14 protein-coding genes are annotated in these 15,794 nt (G+C 73.9%); 9 read left to right on the top strand and 5 right to left on the bottom strand.

The window, feature by feature from the left end; genetic code table 11:
* Positions 1-39: 39 nt before the first annotated feature.
* Both mca and ACYVP9_RS00940 read left to right on the top strand, forming a co-directional pair.
* Entirely contained in the window at positions 40-912 is an 873-nt protein-coding gene (gene mca / locus ACYVP9_RS00935) for a mycothiol conjugate amidase Mca (protein WP_460604258.1), read from the top strand.
* Positions 909-1,157, top strand: coding sequence for a hypothetical protein (locus tag ACYVP9_RS00940; protein WP_460602810.1), 249 nt, complete (start codon positions 909-911; stop codon positions 1,155-1,157). Before mca ends, ACYVP9_RS00940 begins: the two co-directional genes overlap by 4 nt.
* On the opposite strand, the gene ACYVP9_RS00945 is transcribed toward ACYVP9_RS00940, so the two are convergent.
* On the bottom strand, positions 1,104-2,081 hold the full coding sequence (locus ACYVP9_RS00945) for a helix-turn-helix transcriptional regulator (RefSeq protein WP_460602811.1): 978 nt from the start codon (positions 2,079-2,081) through the stop codon (positions 1,104-1,106). The two genes, ACYVP9_RS00940 and ACYVP9_RS00945, sit on opposite strands and share 54 nt — an antisense overlap.
* A 91-nt stretch (positions 2,082-2,172) precedes the next feature.
* Between ACYVP9_RS00945 and ACYVP9_RS00950 the strand changes: the two genes are divergently transcribed.
* The 6 genes from ACYVP9_RS00950 (at position 2,173) to ACYVP9_RS00975 (ending at position 8,792) form a co-directional block, all read left to right on the top strand.
* A complete protein-coding gene (locus tag ACYVP9_RS00950; RefSeq protein ID WP_460602812.1) occupies positions 2,173-2,550 on the top strand; it encodes a VOC family protein in 378 nt (125 codons plus the stop codon).
* A complete protein-coding gene (locus ACYVP9_RS00955; RefSeq protein WP_460604259.1) occupies positions 2,550-3,653 on the top strand; it encodes a winged helix DNA-binding domain-containing protein in 1,104 nt (367 codons plus the stop codon). Before ACYVP9_RS00950 ends, ACYVP9_RS00955 begins: the two co-directional genes overlap by 1 nt.
* A 105-nt stretch (positions 3,654-3,758) precedes the next feature.
* A complete protein-coding gene (locus tag ACYVP9_RS00960) occupies positions 3,759-5,243 on the top strand; it encodes a pyridoxal phosphate-dependent decarboxylase family protein (RefSeq protein ID WP_460602813.1) in 1,485 nt (494 codons plus the stop codon).
* Positions 5,240-6,529, top strand: a complete 1,290-nt coding sequence (locus ACYVP9_RS00965) for a lysine N(6)-hydroxylase/L-ornithine N(5)-oxygenase family protein (RefSeq protein WP_460602814.1) — start codon at positions 5,240-5,242, stop codon at positions 6,527-6,529. The genes ACYVP9_RS00960 and ACYVP9_RS00965 overlap by 4 nt, the downstream gene beginning before the upstream one ends.
* Positions 6,526-7,050: a GNAT family N-acetyltransferase gene (locus ACYVP9_RS00970; RefSeq protein ID WP_460602815.1), complete on the top strand. Its 525-nt coding sequence runs from the start codon at positions 6,526-6,528 to the stop codon at positions 7,048-7,050. The genes ACYVP9_RS00965 and ACYVP9_RS00970 overlap by 4 nt, the downstream gene beginning before the upstream one ends.
* A complete protein-coding gene (locus ACYVP9_RS00975; RefSeq protein ID WP_460602816.1) occupies positions 7,047-8,792 on the top strand; it encodes an IucA/IucC family protein in 1,746 nt (581 codons plus the stop codon). Before ACYVP9_RS00970 ends, ACYVP9_RS00975 begins: the two co-directional genes overlap by 4 nt.
* Here the strand turns inward: ACYVP9_RS00975 and ACYVP9_RS00980 are convergent.
* The 3 genes from ACYVP9_RS00980 to ACYVP9_RS00990 all read right to left on the bottom strand — a co-directional run bounded on the left by ACYVP9_RS00980 (position 8,761) and on the right by ACYVP9_RS00990 (position 12,730).
* Positions 8,761-10,584: a metallophosphoesterase family protein gene (locus ACYVP9_RS00980; protein ID WP_460602817.1), complete on the bottom strand. Its 1,824-nt coding sequence runs from the start codon at positions 10,582-10,584 to the stop codon at positions 8,761-8,763. The two genes, ACYVP9_RS00975 and ACYVP9_RS00980, sit on opposite strands and share 32 nt — an antisense overlap.
* Positions 10,585-10,743: 159 nt before the next feature.
* Positions 10,744-11,190: an aminoacyl-tRNA hydrolase gene (gene arfB / locus ACYVP9_RS00985; protein ID WP_460602818.1), complete on the bottom strand. Its 447-nt coding sequence runs from the start codon at positions 11,188-11,190 to the stop codon at positions 10,744-10,746.
* 4 nt (positions 11,191-11,194) lie between these two features.
* Positions 11,195-12,730, bottom strand: coding sequence for an aminopeptidase P family protein (locus tag ACYVP9_RS00990; protein WP_460602819.1), 1,536 nt, complete (start codon positions 12,728-12,730; stop codon positions 11,195-11,197).
* Between the two features lie 69 nt (positions 12,731-12,799).
* On the opposite strand from ACYVP9_RS00990, the gene ACYVP9_RS00995 reads away from it, so the two are divergent.
* Positions 12,800-14,575, top strand: a complete 1,776-nt coding sequence (locus ACYVP9_RS00995; RefSeq protein ID WP_460602820.1) for a DUF2189 domain-containing protein — start codon at positions 12,800-12,802, stop codon at positions 14,573-14,575.
* Between the two features lie 23 nt (positions 14,576-14,598).
* Here the strand turns inward: ACYVP9_RS00995 and ACYVP9_RS01000 are convergent, their stop codons facing one another.
* Positions 14,599-15,783 carry a saccharopine dehydrogenase family protein gene (locus tag ACYVP9_RS01000; protein WP_460602821.1) on the bottom strand — a complete coding sequence of 395 codons (1,185 nt, stop codon included), beginning with the start codon at positions 15,781-15,783 and terminating at the stop codon, positions 14,599-14,601.
* Positions 15,784-15,794 lie beyond the last annotated feature (11 nt).

Consider the following 15,794-nt stretch of genomic DNA (forward strand, 5'->3'; position numbering starts at 1 on the left):
GGGCTCAGGGACAATGGACGAGTGGCAGAACTGCGACTGATGGCCGTGCACGCGCACCCCGACGACGAGTCGAGCAAGGGTGCCGCGACCATGGCCCGTTACGTGCACGAGGGCGTCGACGTCCTCGTGGTGACCTGCACCGGCGGCGAGCGCGGCAGCATCCTCAACCCCGCGCTCGAGGGTCGCGCCGACATCGAGGCGAACATCAGCGAGATCCGCCGTGCCGAGATGACGCGGGCCCGCGAGATCCTGGGTGTCCGGCAGCACTGGCTGGGATTCGTCGACTCGGGACTGCCCGAGGGCGACCCGCTGCCGCCGCTGCCCGAGGGGTGCTTCGCCCTCGCGCCCGTCGAGGACGGTGTCGAGCGGCTGGTTCGCGAGATGCGGTCGTTCCGTCCGCACGTCGTGACCACCTACGACGAGCGCGGCGGCTACCCCCATCCGGACCACATCCGGACGCACGAGATCTCCGTGGGCGCGTTCGAAGCGGCCGGCGACCCCGACCGCTTCGCGGACGCCGGCGACCCGTGGCAGCCGCTGAAGCTGTACTACAACGGCGGGTTCTCGCGTGAGCGCATGACGCTGCTGCACGAGGCGATGGTGGCCAAGGGCCTCGAGTCGCCGTTCGAGGAGTGGTTCAAGCGCATGGACGAGCGCGCGAAGGCGGAGAAGCCGCGCGAGCCCAAGATCACGACGCGGGTTCCGTGCGGCGATTTCTTCGAGCAGCGCGACGCCGCCCTGCTGGCCCACGAGACGCAGGTCGACCCGAACGGCTGGTTCTTCAAGGTGCCCCTCGACATGCAGCGCGAGCTCTGGCCGACCGAGGACTTCGAACTCGCCCGTTCGCTGGTCGACTCGGAGATCCCCGAGGACGACCTGTTCGCCGGCATCAGGGGCACGGTGCGATCGTGATCGACGTCCTGGCCAAGAGCGGTGAGGCGGCGAAGGCCGGCCCGATCGGGTTGGCCGTCATCCTGTTGCTCTGCATCGCCTGCTACTTCCTGTTCAAGTCCATGTCCAAGCACCTCAAGCGGGTGCGGGAGGACTTCCCGACCGCGCCGACCGCGCCGCCCGCGCCGCCCGCGCCGCCCGCGCCGCCCGCGTCACCGGTAGCGGACGCTCAGCGCGGCGACGGTCGCGGCGACGGCGGCGCGTAGCTCGTCCGGGGCGAGCACCTCGAGGTGCTCGCCCAGCTGCAGCAGGGCGTGCTGCGCGTGGCGTACCGACTCGATCGGCACCGTCGTGACCGCCCAGCCGTCGGCATCCGGCTCACCCATCGCCGCCCGGGCGTGGCGCGCGGGGATCGAACCGAGCAGGAACAACAGCGCCCGTCCGGTGGCGTCGACGCGCACGGTCGCGACCTCCCGGTAGACCCGGTCGGCGTAATCGGAGAGGAACGCCGACCAGAACGTCTCGAGGTCGAACCCGTCCGGCCGTGCGACGGCCTCGTCGCGGACGGTCGCGGAGTGCACCCGCGAGACGCGGTAGGTGCGCGGCGGGCGCCCCTCGGAGGCGGCCACGAGGTACCAGGTGCCGGCCTTGAGCACGAGGCCGAGCGGGTCCAGCGTCCGCTCGACGACGTCGCGGCGGGCGCGTTCGTACCGCACGTCCAGGCGGCGCTGCGTCCACACCGCGTCGGCGACGGTGTCGAGGCAGGGCGGCGGCGTGGTGTCGGTGCGCTCGCGCAGCCAGTCGCTCGCGTCGACGTGGAACCGGTCGCGGACGCGCGACGCGCGGTCGCGCAGCTCGGGCGGCAGGGCGGCCAGCAGCTTCAGTTGCGTCGCGGCGAGCGTGCCGCCGAGCCCGAGGTCGGCCGCCGCGCCGGGCAATCCCGAGAGGAACAGTGCGTCCGCCTCGTCCGCCGTCATGCCGGTGAGGCGGGTGCGGTAGCCGTCGAGCAGCTGCACCCCGCCGTGCCGCCCGCGGGTCGCGTAGACCGGGATGCCCGCCGCGCTCAGCGCCTCGACGTCGCGGTGGACGGTGCGGACCGACACCTCGAGTTCGCGCGCCAGGTCGGTGGCGCTGGTGCGGCCGCGCGTGCTGAGGATCAGCAGCAGCGACAGCAACCGGCTGGCCCTCATGTCCTGCCATTCTGCCGCGAATACATGACGTTCGGTGTCAGGTATTCACGGCAGACTGCACGGCATCGTTCCCGAGGAGAGGACACGCACGATGGCAGTGGGAAAGCTCTGGTCCGTGACGCTCGACTGCACCGAGCCCAAGCCGCTCGCTCAGTTCTGGGCGAGCATGCTCGACGGCACGATCGCGTACGAGAGCGACGGGTTCGTCGCGGTCGAGACGCCCGGCGGCACGTGGATCGGCGCGTACCGGATCGACGACTACATGCCGCCCCAGTGGCCCGACGTCGCCGCCGGCGCGCCGGGCAAGCAGTTCCACCTCGACCTCTCGGTCGACGACCTCGACGCCGCGTCCGCCGCGGCGCAGGAGCTGGGCGCGACCGTTGCCGAGCACCAGGCGAACCCCGAGGGCTTCCGTGTCCTGCTCGACCCGGCCGGCCACCCGTTCTGCCTGACCACCGCGTCGGTGTGATGGTCACCCGGGACGAGGCGATCGCCTACCGTGTCACCGCCCAGGGGCTGCACCGCGACGCGACCCGCCCGGGCGACCTCGACGTCTTCGCCCTCGGCGTGCAGGAGGCGATGGGCCACCCGGCCTCGGTGATCCTCGCGGCGCGGGTCGAGGACGTCGACGCCGTGACCGGCTTCGAGGTCGGCCCGGGGAGCCCGTTCGCCCTGGCGTGGAGCCTGCGCGGCGCGCCGCACGTGCACCCGCGCACCGACCTCGACCGCATCGCGAAGGCGGTGTTCCCGCTGTCGGAGGCGGACGCCGCGACGCGGCTGAACGAGAACGCGAAGAGCGTCGAGCGGGCGGGCATCGCCGCCCTCGACCAGGTCGCGACCGCCACGAAGGAGCTGCGGGCTGTCGTTCGCACGCCCACCCCGAAGGGCGAGGCGAGCACCGCCGTCACGAAGCGGTTGCCCGAGGCGATGCAGCGCGAGTGCCGCCCGTGCAAGGCGGTGCACATCAGCGACTCGGCCATGCGGGTGGCGGCGTTGCTCGCCGGGCTCGAGCTCGACCCGGGCACGTCGCCGCCGGTGCTGCTGCGCCGTCCGAAGGCGGCGCTGCCGAAGCGCCCGGACGTCCGGGCACTCCAGTCGGTGATCCGCGACTACCTGCGCTTCCTCGGCCCGGCGGGTCCCACGGAGGTGGCCGGTTTCCTCGGGGCCAGACGCGCGGACGTGGCCGAGCACTGGCCGGACGATCTCGTCGAGGTCACCTTCCGCCGGAAGAAGGCCTGGCTGCCCGACGACGCCGACCTCGACGCCCCGGCGCCCGGCGTGGCGCGGCTGCTCGGCCCGTTCGACCCGTACCTGCAGGCGCGTGACCGGGACGTGATCGTGCCCGACACCTCGCTGCACAAGCGGCTGTGGCCGACGCTGGGCCGCCCCGGCGCGGTGTTCGCCGACGGCGAGATCGTGGGCACGTGGCGCACCAGGGCGTCGGGCAAGCGCCTCACGATCCGGCTGGAGACGGGCCGGCTCACGAAGCAGGTGGCCGCGGCCCTGGAGGACGAGGCGCAGCGGGTGGCAGCGGTGCGCGGGTTCGAACGGGTGACGGTGCAACGGGACTGAACCGCATCGATTCACAGGTGTGATCACCCTCTCGATGAGGGCGAAATGCGCCAGGATGTGCAGTTAGGTGAGGCTTACCTAACTTTCGACGTCCGAGAGGTGCCGATGCGCGCACACCGCCCCGAGTCCCCGTCCGTCACTGCCGGGTCCGCTGCGTCCGGCGCGCCCGTCGGCCGCGGCGATCTGCTCGACGCCGCCGGCGCCGAGCGTTACGCCGCCGCCGTGACCGCGATGCGGGACGAGGTCGTCACGCGACTGCTCACGGTCGAGCGCCCCTTCACCGGGGCGGCGGCCGCCGGCCTGCGCGAGCGCATCGGACGGGTCGACCTCGACCGGCCGCTCGCCGGTCGCGACGCCGTGCTCGAGGAGCTCGGCGAGCTGTGGCTCGACGACGCCGTGTGGTTCCACCACCCCCGCTACGCCGCGCACCTGAACTGCCCGGTGGCGGTGCCCGCGGTCGCCGCCGACGTGCTCGCGTCGGCGGTCAACACCTCGCAGGACACGTGGGACCAGAGCGCCGGCGCGACCCTCATCGAGCAGCGGCTGGTGGCGTGGACGGCCGCGCGGCTCGGCTTCGGCGCCACCGCGGACGGTGTCTTCACGAGCGGCGGATCGCAGTCGAACCTGCAGGCGTTGCTACTGGCCCGCGAATCCGCGGACGTGCGCGACATCGGCCGATTGCGGGTACTCGTCTCGGCCGACGGCCATTTCAGCGTCGCCAAGGCCGCCCGCGTGCTCGGCCTCGGGGCCGACGCGGTCGTGCCCGTGGCCGTCGACGGCGAGCGGCAGCTGCGTCCGGACGAGCTGGCCCGCCGGCTCGAGGAACTCGTGACGTACGGGCTCACCCCCATGGCGGTCGTCGCCACTGCCGGCACCACCGACTTCGGGGCGATCGACCCGCTGCCCGAGATCTCCGCCCTCGCCCGCGCGCACGGTGCCTGGCTGCACGTCGACGCCGCGTACGGCGGCGGGCTCGTCACGTCGCACCGTCACCGGCACCTGCTGGCCGGCATCGAGTCCGCCGACTCGGTGACCGTCGACTTCCACAAGACCTTCTTCCAGCCGGTGGCCTCGAGCGCCGTGATCGTGCGCGATCGCGCCACGCTGCGGCACGTCGCCTGGCACGCCGACTACCTCAATCCCGAGCGCGACGACCCCGAGCGTCCGAACCAGGTCGATCGCAGCCTGCAGACGACGCGGCGCTTCGACGCGCTCAAACTGTGGTTCACGCTGCGCGAGCTGGGCGCCGACCGCATCGGCGAGCTGCTCGACACGGTCATCGAGCTGACGCGGTCGGGGCACGAGTTGCTGGCGGCGGCCCCCGACGTCGAGATCGCGGCGCGACCGTCGCTGTCGACGCTCGTGTTCCGCTTCGTCGCTCCGGGCGTGCCGGACGCCCGCCTCGACGCCGCCAACCGCTCGGCCCGCGCGCGCCTGTTCGCGTCCGGGGGAGGTGCCGTCGCGGCGACCACGGTCGACGGCCGGGCCTTCCTCAAGTTGACCCTGCTCAACCCCGCCACGACCGTCGAGCACGTCGCCGGTCTCGTCGGCGACCTGCGCGCACTCGCCCGGCAGGAGCTCGCGCGATGACCGACCACGACCTGCTGGGCATCGGGCTGGGTCCGTTCAACCTGGGCCTCGCCTGCCTCGCCGCGCCGCTCGCCGGCCTCGACTGCGTGTTCCTCGAGCGCGAGGCGCAGTTCGAGTGGCACCCCGGCATGATGCTGCCCGACGCGACGCTGCAGGTGCCGTTCCTCGCCGACCTCGTCACCATGGCCGACCCCACGTCGCCGTACTCGTTCCTCGGCTACCTCAAGGACGTCGGACGGCTCTACCCGTTCTACATCCGCGAGAACTTCTACCCCCTGCGGGCGGAGTACACCGACTACTGCCGTTGGGCGACGCGCCGGCTGCGCAGCGTCCGCTTCGACCACCGCGTCGAGCGGGTCGAGCACGACGGGTCGGCCTACGTCGTGACGTCCGCGTCGTCGGACGGCCGGCGGCAGGAGCACCGGGCGCGCCGCCTCGTGCTCGGCGTCGGGACGCAACCGTGGACGCCGCCGGTGGTCGAGGACGGACCCGCCTGCCACAGCGCCGACTACCTGTACCGCCGTGACGAGCTGCGCCGCGCGCGGACGGTCACCGTCGTCGGCAGCGGGCAGAGCGCGGCCGAGATCGTGTACGACCTGCTGTCCGACATCGGGACGACCGGCCTTCGGCTGCGCTGGATCACCCGCTCACCGCGGTTCTTCCCGCTCGAGTACACGAAGCTGACGCTGGAGATGACGTCCCCGGAGTACACCGGCTACTTCCAGCGGCTGCCGCAGCGGCGGCGCGACGAGCTGCTGGCCTCGCAGCGCGGGCTGTACAAGGGCATCAGCGGCGAGCTCGTCGACGCCATCTACGACCGGCTCTACACGGTGACGCGCACCCCCGGCGTCGACGTGCAGCTGCTGACGAACACGGCGCTCGAGGCGGCTCGTCGGGACGGGGCCGGGTACCGGCTCGACCTGCACCAGGCCGAGATCGACGAGCGGTTCGCGCTCGAGACCGACGCGCTCGTGCTCGCCACCGGCTACCGCGCCGGCGTGCCGGAGTTCCTCGACCCGGTGCGCGACCGCATCCGCTGGGATTCCGCCGGACGGTTCGCGGCCGACGCCAACTACGCCGTCGACCACACCGGTCAGGAGATCTTCGTGCAGAACGCCGAGGCGCACACCCACGGCCTCGTCGCCCCCGACCTGGGCATGGGCGCCTACCGCAACTCGGTGATCCTGCGGACGGTGCTCGGCGAGGCGCCGTACCCCGTCGAGGAGCGCATCGCCTTCCAGGAGTTCGGCGTCCCCGCCCGGGTGCGGACGGGGGTGCGCGCGTGATCGCGTTCCGTGCGGTGGTGCCGTCCGACACCGCGTTGCTGCACGACTGGTTGACCCGGCCGTCCGCGCACTGGTGGGGGATGACGGCGATGTCCGAGGCCGCGGTGGGGGAGTACTTCCGCGGCGTCGCCGACGACCCGCACCAGGACGCCTGGCTGGGTACCCGCGACGGCGTGCCCGTAGCGCTGGCCGAGACGTACGACCCGGCGCACAGCCCGCTCGCCGGGCACTACGAGGTCGCCGCCGGCGACCTCGGCATGCACTTCCTCACCGCCCCGCCGGCGGGCGCCCGGGAGCACGGGTTCACCCGCGCCGTGATCACCGGGGTGATGGAGCACTGCTTCGCGACCCCGTCCGTCCGCCGGGTGGTCGTCGAACCGGACGTCCGCAACGAGAAGGTGCAGCGGCTGAATGCACTCGTGGGGTTCCGGCCGCTGCGCGAGATCGCGCTGCCCGACAAGCAGGCGCTGTTCAGCGTCTGCACCCGCGCCGGCTTCGCCGCGACCCTGGCGGCGTCGTGAGCACCGCACACCTCGACCCGGAGCGGCTCGCCGTCGCGCAGCGTGCCCTGTGCGCCAAGGCGCTGGCGGAGTTCGCGCACGAGCGGCTCGTCACGCCGCGCCCGGACGGCGACGGCTGGGTCGTCGACGCGCCGGACGTCTCGTGGCGCTTCCGCGCGCGCGTGCTGCCGCTCGACCACTGGCTGGTCGAGCCGTCCTCGGTGCGCCGCGACGGCGCGGAACCGGACGCGCAGGACCTGGTGCTCGACCTGCGCGGCGCGCTCGGCATCCCCGACGGGAACGTCGACGTCTACCTCGAGGAGATCGCCGCCTGTCTCGCCGGCCGGGCATGGAAGTTGCGCCCCGACGCGCCCACGTCGGCCGAGCTGCTCGACGCGGCGTTCCAGGTGATCGAGGCGGCGATGACCGAGGGACATCCGGGCTTCGTCGCCAACAACGGACGGCTCGGGTTCGGCGTCGCCGACCACGCGGCCTACGCGCCGGAGACGGGCTCGCGCGTGCGGCTGGTGTGGCTCGCGGTGCGGCGCGACCGATCGGTGTTCGCGAGCGTGCCCGGGCTGTCGTACGAGCGCCTGCTCGCCGCCGAGTTCGACGCGGGCCAGCTCGACGGGTTCGCGCGCACGCTGCGCGACCTGGACCTCGATCCGGACGCCTACCGTCTGCTGCCGTGCCACCCGTGGCAGTGGGACGACAAGATCGCCGTGACCCTCGCGCCCGAGGTGGCCCGGCGCGACATCGTGCGCGTCGGCGAGAGCACGGACGAGTACCAGCCGCAGCAGTCCGTCCGCACGTTCCACAACGTGTCCCGGCCCGACCGGGCGTACGTGAAGACCGCACTGTCGGTGCTCAACATGGGGTTCATGCGCGGGCTGTCGCCGGCGTACATGGCGTCGACGCCGGCGGTGAACGCGTGGGTGGCCGACCTCGTGCGCACCGACCCCGTGCTGCGGGAGCACGGGTTCGACGTGCTGCGCGAGATCGCCGCCGTCGGCTACCGCCCGGCGCGCTACTCGGCGTCCGGGCCGTACGGCAAGCTGCTGTCCGGGCTGTGGCGCGAGAGCCCGTCCGCCTTCGTCGGCGAGGGCGAGCGGCTCGCCACCATGGCGTCGCTGCTGCACGTCGACGCGAAGGGGACGTCGTACGCGGCCGAGTTGATCGCGGCGTCCGGGCTCACGGCGGACGAGTGGCTCGGGCGGTACCTCGACGCCTACCTGGTTCCGGTGCTGCACTGCTTCTACGCGCACGCGCTCGTGTTCATGCCGCACGGCGAGAACGTCATCCTCGTGCTGCGCGACCACGTGCCGGTGCGGGCGTTGATGAAGGACATCGGCGAGGAGGTCGCCGTGCTGTCGTCCGATGCAGGTCTGCCGGACGATATTGCGCGCATCCGCGCAGATGTTCCGGACGAGCTGCACCTGCTGTCGGTGTTCGTCGACGTGTTCGACGGCGTCCTGCGCCATCTCGCCGGTCTGCTGGACGACGCCGGCGTGCTCGACGCGGACGAGTTCTGGGACGTCGTCCGCGGGTGCTGCCTGCGCTACCAGCAGGCGCATCCCGAGCTGGCCGAGCGCTTCGCGGCGCACGACCTGTTCGCCGACACCTTCGAGCTGTCGTGCCTCAACCGGCTGCAGCTGCGCGACAACCGGCAGATGGTCGACCTGTCCGACCCCGCGTCGGCCCTCGCGCTCGCCGGCCCGATCGCGAACCCGGTCAGCCGGCGCGCAGCGACGCCGGCAGGGTGAAGGGCGCGCGGACGAGCAGCTCGACGTTGCGGTCGCGGCGGGTGCCGCGGCGGCCGTCGACATCGGCGGTCTCCGGCTCGCGCTGCGGGTCGTTGACCGCCAGCTCGCGCGACAGCGCGGCGAGCTCGAGCGGCGTGGTGGGCTTCGTCGGCCATTTCGTCGCGGCGGCGTGGTCGACGACGGTCCCGAAGATCGACAGCGTGCCGTCGCCGTTGTCGACGAGCTCGATCACGCGGGCCTGCTGGGGCCAGTCGACGTGCGAGGCGGTGTTGATCTCCCAGAAGCCGCCGCCCACGGCCGTGCCCGCCGGACGGGCGTGCGAGGTCACCGAGTTGACGTGCGTGTGGCCGTTCACCCAGGCCACGACGTTCGGGTAGCGCAGCAACAGGTCGCGCACCTCGGTGCCGAGGGCACGTCCGGCGGCGGCGCCGAGCGGGTTGTCCATCGTGTCGACGGTGTGGTGGCTGAAGATCACGACGTACTTGTCGGTGCCGGTGCCGCGCACCCAGGCGCCGGAGGTGTCCAGCCAGCGCGAGCTGTGCGCCTGCAGTTGCTTCTCGAGCCATACCAGTTGCGGGCGGTCGAGCGACCCCGAGTCGTAGCCCTGCGGCGTGACGGTGTCGAGCGAGATGCCGTGCACGAGCCGGCCCACGCCACGGTCGAACGAGTAGTACGCGGTGCCGGCGTCCAGGTTGCGCTGCGTGTACCCGTGGCCGACCGGCGTGCCCGTCGTGTTGAAGTGCTCGGCCACGACCTGCTTCGGCGTCAGCAGCCGGCGCTTCGCGTCCGGGGTGACGAACCTCGCCGGAGCGATCGACAGCAGGGTGCGCAGCGCGGCGGCGTCGCCGCGGGCGACCGCCTCGGCGACCGCGACCGGGTCGGTGCCCGCCGGCAATCCGGTGACCTTGAGCGGCCCGACGGCGATCAGGCCCAGCACCCCGAGCGACGGCACCGTGCCCTGCACGAGACCGTCGTGGTTGCCGAACACCGAGAACCAGTCGGTGCGCAGGCCGGTCGAGCGGAACGGCGCTCGCGCGGCGTCGTGCAGCGTCGGTACGGCCGGGTAGCCGTACCGCGCCCGGTAGTTGTCGGTGCCGTTGCCGGCGGGCTGGTAGTAGGAGGGGTCGGCGTCGTCCCGTCCGCCGACGCCCTCCCAGCGGGCGGTGCTGCCCGAGTCCGGACGCACGGTCGCCCGGCCGTCGAGCAGGTCGATGTGCCAGCGCACCTCGTTGAACTGGGTGTTGTCGGCGTTGTCGCCCGTGCAGATCGTGAAGTCGAGCCCGCGGCCTGTGACCGGTCCGCCGGCGAGCCCGTTCACCGCCCGCACCATCGCCTCGGCGACGTGCGCGGTGAGCATCTCCCACGGCCGGTACGCGGACGAGAACGGCAGCGAGTCGGCCAAGGGGCCGCCCGGGTCGTTGAGGCGGTCGAGGAACTCGACGCGCAGCGGCGACTGCGCGTCGATGATGTGCATGTCGGTGAACTGCCCGAACGCCACGAGCGGGGTGCGGGTGCCGCTGCCGCGGGTCGCGCCGCCGAGCAGGTCCGCCCGCACGACCGACGGCTCGCCGGGGCCGGTGACGACGCGGCGGTACCCCTTCGCCCCGGGAGCGCCGTGCACCAGCGTGCGCGCCAGCGTCGTCCCCTGCGGGGCCACCGGATAGACAGGGGCGGCGCCCGCGGGGCTGCCCTTGACGACCGACCCCACCGCCGCCGCGCCGGCCACCGCCGCCGCGGTGCCCAGCAGGCGCCGCCGGGTGATGCCGGTCGTCGGTTCCGCCGTCTCGTCCACCGCGCGCTCCCTCGTCCACCCGACTGTCGAGTGGCGCGGAAACCCCTTCGGTGGCGCGGACTTTTGCGCCACTCGACGCCGGAACGCGCCACTCAACGGAATCGGTCGCGAGCCTGGCACAAGCGGACGGAACGCGCGAATCGACCTTGCGGTCAGTTGTCAGGCGTCGTCGGACGGACGCCGGCGCGTCGCCTTGAGGTCGCCGCGGCGTTGCTTGGCGCCGAGGCGGCGCTCGCGGGCGCCGCGGGACGGCCGGGTCGGACGCCGTGGCGGCGGGGGCGGCGTGAACGCCTCGCCGAGCAGGACGGCCAGCCGGCCGCGGGCCGCCGTCCGGTTCAGGTACTGCGAACGCTGCTCGGACGCGACGATCACCAGCACGCCGTCCGTCAGCCGGGACGCGAGCCGGTCGAGCGCGCGACGGCGTTGGTCGTCCGTCAGCGCGGTGGACGCCGCGACGTCCCAGCGCAGCTCGACCCGGCTGTCGGTCGTGTTCACCGACTGACCGCCCGGCCCGGACGAGCGGCTGAACCGTTCGTCCAGCTCGGCCGCCGGGATCACCAGGCCGCGCGGCAGGCCGCGCCGCGGTGACAGGACGAGATCGTCCACGGGCCTACGGAGCGGCGGGCGTGTGCTGCACGTCGGCGAGCCACGCGGTGATCTCGTCCGGGTCACGCGGCAGCTGGTCGGACAGGTTCACCGGCGCGCCGTCGGTGACGGCGACGTCGTCCTCGATGCGGACGCCGATGCCGCGCAGCTCCGCGGGCACCGAGCGGTCGTTGGCCTGGAAGTAGAGGCCGGGCTCGACGGTGAGCACGTGCCCGGCCTCGAGCGGGCCGTTGCGGTAGACCTCGTCGCGCGCCCGGGCGCAGTCGTGCACGTCGATGCCGAGCATGTGCGACGTGCCGTGCAGCGTGTAGCGACGGTGCAGTCCGGCACCCGGCCGCTCCGGGTCGTCGGCACAGGACACCTCGGCGGTGACCGGCAGGATGCCCCACGCGTGCAGGTGGTCGGCGATCACGTACATCGCGGCGCGGTGCGCGGCGAGGAAGTCGGCGCCTGCCTTGACCTCGGCGATGCCGGCCTGCTGCGCCTCGTACACGGCGCGGTAGACCTTCAGCTGCTCCGGCGACCACGTGCCGTCGACGGGCATCGTGCGGGTGACGTCGGCGGTGTAGAGCTCGTCGGTCTCGACGCCCATGTCGGCCAGCAGCAGCCCGCCCGGCTGCACGACACCGTGGTTGCGCCACCAGTGCAGCGTGGTCGCGTTGCGTCCGCTGCCGAGGATCGAGGTGTAGCCGACCTCGTTGCCCTCGAGCCGGGCGCGCCGCCAGAACGTCCCCTCCAGCCAGCGCTCGCCGCGCAGGTCCTCGCGTCCGACGACGTTCGGCAGCTCACGGGCGACGTCGGCGAAGCCGCGCGCGGTCGCCTCGCACGCGTGGCGCAGCCGGGCGATCTCCCACTCGTCCTTGCGCATGCGCAGCTCGTCCAGCACGCGGCCGAGGGTGTCGTCGGCCGCGCCGGGAAGCAGGGCGTCGAGCGCAGCGTCGATGCCGCGCAGCGTGACGCACGGTGTGCCGCGGTGCGCGGCGAGGTCGTCGGCCAGCGCCGCGCGCGGACGGGTGGTGATGCGCAGGACGTCCTCGGTGTCCGTGACGCTCGGGACGTTGCCGACCCACACGGCGCCGTGCACCCGGTCGGTGAAGTACCCGACCTCGCCGGGCTGGGCGTACTCGGCGACGTAGAGCGTGGCCGCGTGCCGGTCGCCCTGCGGCGTCATCACGAGGACGGCGTCGGCAGCCGTCTCGCCGGTCAGCCACGCGAACGAGCTGTCGGCGCGGAACGGGTAGTCGGTGTCGTTGGCGCGCACCACGAGCGTGCCCGCGGGCACGGCGATCACTGTGCCGGGAAAGTGCCGCGACAGCGCGTCGCGGCGGGCGGCGGTGTACGGCGCCACCCCGGACGCCGCCGCCGGGTGCGGCATGGGAGGAGCCGGGTCCCAGTCGCTCGCGATCGCCTCGCGCAGGTGCTGCGCCATCGGGATGTCGTGGCTGGTCGTTCCCGGAGCGTCGTCCGTGGTGCCGTCCGTCTCGGGGGTGATGTCGGTGCCGGCGTCAGCGCTGGCGTCGTCGCGGGTGTCCTCGGCCATGACGGCGAGTCTACGAGCGGCGGCGCGGCAGCCGTCCGAAACGGCGCGCAGCCCCTAGCGTCGGAGCACATGCGACGACGCAACGAGGGTGGCGACACCGGGCCCGACACCGACTCGTACCCGGCGGGTGGCGGCGCCACCACCCGGTACGGACAGGCCGACTACGACTCGCCCTACGGCGGCCGGACCGACCGTGCGGACGAGCCGGGCTGGGGCGCGCCGCCGCCGCAGGTGGCGCGGCACGACCGGGAGGGTCCGCCGCCCGGCCCGCCGCCGGTGCTGGGCCCGCCGCGCGGACGTCCGGGTCTCATCGCGCTCATGGCGTTGGTCGCGCAGCTCGTCATCGTCGCCGCCGTCGGCAACCAGTGGGTCACCGACAAGCTGCTGCGCGACGGCATCGACCAGCCGAACATCCTGGGGTCGCTCGCCCGCGTGCCGTTGACGTTCTCGTGGCGGGTCTCCCGGCCCAACGGGCTGACCGACCTCGACGTCGTGGGCTACGTCGCTCTCGGCGCGCTGTTCGTGTTCTCGTTCCTGATCACCCTCGTGCTGGTGCGGGGCCCGATCACGTTCTGGCGCGCGTTCGTCGCGGTGTGGGCCTCGACGATCGTCGCGACGGTGCTGGCGGGCATGGTGCAGCGCGCCGTGGTGCCCAGCCGGTACTCGGTCGAGTCGCTTCCCGGCGGACGGGCGGCCAGCGTGCTGCTGCTGACCAGCGGCGTCGCCGTCTTCGCCGCGCTGGCGGCCGGCCTGCTGGTCGCCCTGGTCGCCGCGCTCGTCGCGGTGGCCAGCCGGCGTCCCGGGCTGCCGCTCGCCGTGCCCGCGCAGCCGGCGGCCGACCCCTACGCCCCGCCGACGGCGCCGGAGCCCTACTACGGGTCGACGGCCACGTCCGGGGTCGCCGGGGGGCCGTCGTTCACCAAGCGCGACGAGCGCCGTGACGACGCGCCGGTGTCCGGACCCGAGGCCGACCAGCGCACCACCGCCTTCCCGGCCGTCGCCGGTGGAGCTGCCGCGGGTGCCGCCGCCGGTGCGGGTGCCGTCGCGCTCTCGAAGCGCGACGGCGAGCGGACGGACGGCGAGCGGACGGACGGCGAGCGGACGGACGGCGAGCGGACGGACGGCGAGCGTCACGACCGGGAAGGCGCCGAACCCGAGTCGGCGCGCAGCGCCTCGGCCGACCAGGCCACCACGGCGCTGCCCGCGGCAGCGGCGGGTGACCACCACGAGGAGCCGTCCCGCGCCGACGAGCAGTCCCGCGCCGACGCGCCGCGTGACGAGCCGACCGCGGCCATGCCCGTGGTGGGCGCCGATCACGACGAGCCCCGCAACGACGAGCCCCGCAACGACGAGCCCCGCAACGACGAGCCCCGTGGCAACGCCACCGGCGCGGCGCCGGCCGAGCCGGCCCGCCCGGACGACCCCGCCTCCGGGTTCGGGCCGGCGACCATGTCCGGCGGTACCGCCGACTCGGGCCGCGACGACGGCGGCCCGGCCACCGGGCCGCAGCCGCGCGTCGACCACGACGGCGAGGCCCCGATCGTCCTCGGCGAGCAGGGCACCTGGCATCCCTCCGGGCACGACCGTCCGGACACCGCTCCCGACATGCCCACGGACACCGAGGCGCAGCACGGTGATCGCGCGGCCGACCCGGCCGACCCGGCCGACCCGGCCGACCCGGCCGACCCGGCCGACCCGGCCGGCTCGGCCGACCCGGGCGACCGGGCCGGCGAGCCGCCTGCCGAGCAGCGCGCCGCGGAGCCGCCGCCCACCCAGGCGTTCCCGGTGCCGCCGGACGACAGCGAGCTCGGCGACCTCGGCCACGGACACGACGACCACCGCTGACGCGGCGGCCGGCTCGGGCCGGTTCAGCCCTGCTCGAGCACCTCGAAGCTCAGGCCGGCCGCCCGCAGGCGGGTGATCAGCGCGTCGCCCATGGCCGTGGCGGTGGTGACCTGCCCGGCGGTGGCGGGCAGGTCGTCGAGGGCGAGGCACAGCGCCGACTCCGCGAGCATGACCGCGGTCTCGTCGTAGCCGGGGTCGCCTCCGGACACGCGCGTGACGACCCGCTTGCCACCGCCGGTGCCGACGAAGGTGACCGTGAACCAGCTGCGCGAGCGCAGTTCCTCGGACGGGCCGTCGCCGGGAGCCAGCCGCTTCTGCAGCGCCTTGCGCGCCGGCGGTAGCTGCGCCAGGCCGGCGACGGCGCCGACCCCGAGGACCGCTCCGGCGGCGGTCCACAGGTGCGGCAGCGACGCGTAGTGCGAGTAGGTGAACCGCGGCCCGTAGCGCTCGAGCGCCCGTGCCGAGCGGGCGACGATCTGCGGGTCGATGGTGGGCAGCGGCAGCGCCCAGCCGCCCTGCACCGGGTCGCGGTGCGGGCGTCCGCTGACGGCCCGCGCGCGGCGGGTGTCGTCGCGCGGCTCGACCTTGCGGCGGTCACGGGCGGCGGTGACGTTCTGCTTCGGACGTGACATGGCGGTCAGCGCCGACGCGAAGGTGCCGCCGGAGAAACGGGCGTTGGCGCGCACGTACCCGGACACCTCGACCGGGACGTCCGGTGGCAGCAGGCCGACGGCGTGGAACACGCCGAGGTCGTGCGGGATCGAGTCGAACCCGGCGGCGTGCACCAGCCGCGCGCCGGTGCGCTCGGCCTCGGCGTGGTAGCGCACGTAGCAGGTGTCGACGAACTCCGGTTCGCCGGTGAGGTCGAGGTAGTCGGTGCCGGCGGCCGCGCACGCGGCGACCAGCGGGTAGCCGTACAGCACGTACGGACCGACGGTCGACGCGACGACCCGTGTCGAGGCGGCGAGGGCCTGCAACGACGCCCGGTCGGTGACGTCGGCACCGACGAGCGGCAGGCCCGCGTGACGCGGGTCGATCGCCGCGAGTGCGGCGCGGACGTTCTCGAGCTTCTCGCGGTTGCGTCCGGCGAGGGCCCAGCGCAGCGTCGGCGGCGCGTGCCGCGCGAGGTGCTCGGCCGTCAGCCGCCCGGCGAAACCGGTGCCGCCGAGCAGGACGACGTCGTACTCACGATCCGAGGAGGTTGCCACCGCCCGAACCT

The organism is Jatrophihabitans fulvus, from assembly GCF_054781375.1.

What these genes read in the sequence shown, in the direction of transcription:
- mca (WP_460604258.1), top strand. Translation starts at nt 40, where the DNA reads ATGGCCGTGCACGCGCACCCCGACGACGAGTCGAGCAAGGGTGCCGCG.
- ACYVP9_RS00950 (WP_460602812.1), top strand. Translation starts at nt 2,173, where the DNA reads ATGGCAGTGGGAAAGCTCTGGTCCGTGACGCTCGACTGCACCGAGCCC.
- ACYVP9_RS00990 (WP_460602819.1), bottom strand. Translation starts at nt 12,730, where the DNA reads ATGGCCGAGGACACCCGCGACGACGCCAGCGCTGACGCCGGCACCGAC.
- ACYVP9_RS00960 (WP_460602813.1), top strand. Translation starts at nt 3,759, where the DNA reads ATGCGCGCACACCGCCCCGAGTCCCCGTCCGTCACTGCCGGGTCCGCT.
- ACYVP9_RS00995 (WP_460602820.1), top strand. Translation starts at nt 12,800, where the DNA reads ATGCGACGACGCAACGAGGGTGGCGACACCGGGCCCGACACCGACTCG.
- ACYVP9_RS00955 (WP_460604259.1), top strand. Translation starts at nt 2,550, where the DNA reads ATGGTCACCCGGGACGAGGCGATCGCCTACCGTGTCACCGCCCAGGGG.
- ACYVP9_RS00945 (WP_460602811.1), bottom strand. Translation starts at nt 2,081, where the DNA reads ATGAGGGCCAGCCGGTTGCTGTCGCTGCTGCTGATCCTCAGCACGCGC.
- ACYVP9_RS00965 (WP_460602814.1), top strand. Translation starts at nt 5,240, where the DNA reads ATGACCGACCACGACCTGCTGGGCATCGGGCTGGGTCCGTTCAACCTG.